We start from the raw sequence: 2,129 nt of genomic DNA on the forward strand, positions 1-2,129 counted from the left end.
GGCCTCGCAGTCGGTGCTGCTGGTCGACGATTCCGCGTTCTTCCGCAACATGCTCACGCCGGTGCTGAAGGCGGCGGGCTACGAGGTGACCACCGTGCCGACCGCGCACGACGCGCTCGCCGTGCTCAAGACCGGCAAGGCCTTCGACGTGGTCATCACCGACATCGAGATGCCGGGCATGTCCGGCTTCGAGCTCGCCGAAGCCATGCGCTCCGATCCCCGCACCGCGCCGCTGCCCGTGATCGGCCTCTCCTCGACCATCTCGCCCGAGTCGGTCGAGCGCGGCCGCTCGGTCGGATTCCACGACTACGTCGCCAAGTTCGATCGCCAGGGACTGATTGCCGCCCTGAAGGAGCAAGACCCGGAAATGAGCGAAGCGGCGTGAGGGCACACCGATGAGCACGGCCAACGACAATCTGAGCAAGGACGTTACCGAATACGTCACCGCGGTGATCGGCGGTCAGCTGTTCGGTCTGCCGATCTCGCGTGTGCAGGACGTGTTCATGCCCGAGCGGCTCACGCGGGTGCCGCTGGCGCCGAAGGAGATCGCCGGGGTCCTCAACCTGCGCGGCCGGATCGTCACCGCCATCGACATGCGTTGCCGCCTCGGCCTGCCGCAACGCGACGACGGCCGGCGCGTAATGGCGGTCGGCATCGAGTCGCGCGGGGAATCGTACGGTCTGCTGATCGATGCGGTGGGCGAGGTGCTCAAGCTCGCCGACTCCGGTCGCGAAGCCAATCCGGTCAATCTCGACACGCGGCTCGCCCGCGTCTCGGCCGGCGTCCATCGCCTTGACGGCCAGCTCCTCGTCATTCTCGACGTCGATCGCGTTCTGGAGTTGGGCTCGGAGCCCAAGGCGGCCTAGAAAAACTGAAGCAACGGCGGAACGCGGGAGTATCCGCCCAATAGACGAGGGTTACGATGAAGACTTGCCTGGTCGTTGATGACTCGAGCGTCATCCGCAAGGTCGCGCGCCGCATCCTTGAGGGGCTCGATTTCCAGATCGTTGAAGCGGAGGACGGCGAGCAGGCGCTCGACGCCTGCAAGCAGCAGCTGCCGGAGGCGGTGTTGCTCGATTGGAACATGCCGAAGATGGATGGCTATGAGTTCCTGCGGGCACTGCGCCGGCTGCCGGGCGGCGATCAGCCGAAGGTGGTCTTCTGCACCACGGAGAACGACGTAGCGCATATCGCCCGCGCGCTGCACGCCGGCGCCAACGAATACATCATGAAGCCGTTCGACAAGGAGATCGTCGAGGCCAAGTTTCAGGAGGTCGGCCTGCTCTGAACGGCGTCGTCATCACGTCTCAACCGAGTCCGAGTAGCAGTGTAGATGAGTACCGTCGTCGCAGACGCGTCTCCGGCCGCCGCCGCCGGGACGGGCTCCCTTCGCGTGATGGTCGTCGACGATGCGGTGGTGGTCCGCGGGCTCGTCGCCCGGTGGGTCGAGGCCGAGCCCGACATGCAGCTCGTTGCTTCGCTGCGCACCGGGCGCGAAGCGGTCGACCAGCTCGAGCGCACCAATCCCGACGTGGTGGTGCTTGACGTCGAGATGCCTGACCTCGACGGGATCTCGGCGCTGCCGCTGCTCCTGCAAAAGAAGCGCGATCTCATCGTCATCATGGCCTCGACGCTGACCCGGCGAAACGCAGAGGTCAGCCTGAAGGCGTTGTCGCTCGGCGCCGCCGACTACATCCCGAAGCCGGAAACGAGCCGCGGCGTCACCACATCGACCACCTTTCGCCACGACCTGATCGACAAGATCCGCCAGCTCGGGGCGCGCAGGGCGCGCCGGCCGAGCGAGGCGCGGCCGGCGATCGCTCCGCAGCCGGGCCTGCGGCCGAAAATCGAGGCGCCGGTCCCGACCCCTCAGGCGGCGCCGATCAAGCTGCGCCCGTTTCCCGCCGCGGCGCCGACCTCACCAACGGCGCCGGGCACGCGCGCGCCGTTCAGCGTTCCCTCCGCGCCCGGCACGCCGGCGCGCGCAAAGTTCTCGGTTCCGGATCCCGGCCGCGCCGCGCCGGCGCCACCCGGACATGGCAGCGACATCAAGCTGCGGGCGTTCTCGAACGTGCCGCCGCGCGTCCTGCTGATCGGCTCCTCGACGGGCGGGCCGCAGGCGCTCACCG

At 68.0% G+C, this 2,129-nt stretch carries 4 protein-coding genes; all 4 read left to right on the forward strand.

Annotation, left to right across the window (positions count from 1 at the left end):
* A partial coding sequence (locus tag JOY90_RS18240) for a response regulator (protein WP_291692511.1) occupies positions 1-385 on the forward strand: 385 nt, incomplete at its 5' end.
* A 10-nt stretch (positions 386-395) separates the two neighbouring features.
* Positions 396-866: a chemotaxis protein CheW gene (locus tag JOY90_RS18245; protein WP_291692512.1), complete on the forward strand. Its 471-nt coding sequence runs from the start codon at positions 396-398 to the stop codon at positions 864-866.
* A gap of 56 nt (positions 867-922) precedes the next feature.
* Positions 923-1,288: a PleD family two-component system response regulator gene (locus JOY90_RS18250; protein WP_291692513.1), complete on the forward strand. Its 366-nt coding sequence runs from the start codon at positions 923-925 to the stop codon at positions 1,286-1,288.
* Between the two features lie 45 nt (positions 1,289-1,333).
* On the forward strand, positions 1,334-2,129 hold a 796-nt coding region (locus JOY90_RS18255), incomplete at its 3' end, for a response regulator (protein WP_291692514.1).

The sequence above is a fragment of the Bradyrhizobium sp. genome (genome assembly GCF_019242285.1).
Classification (GTDB): domain Bacteria; phylum Pseudomonadota; class Alphaproteobacteria; order Rhizobiales; family Xanthobacteraceae; genus Bradyrhizobium.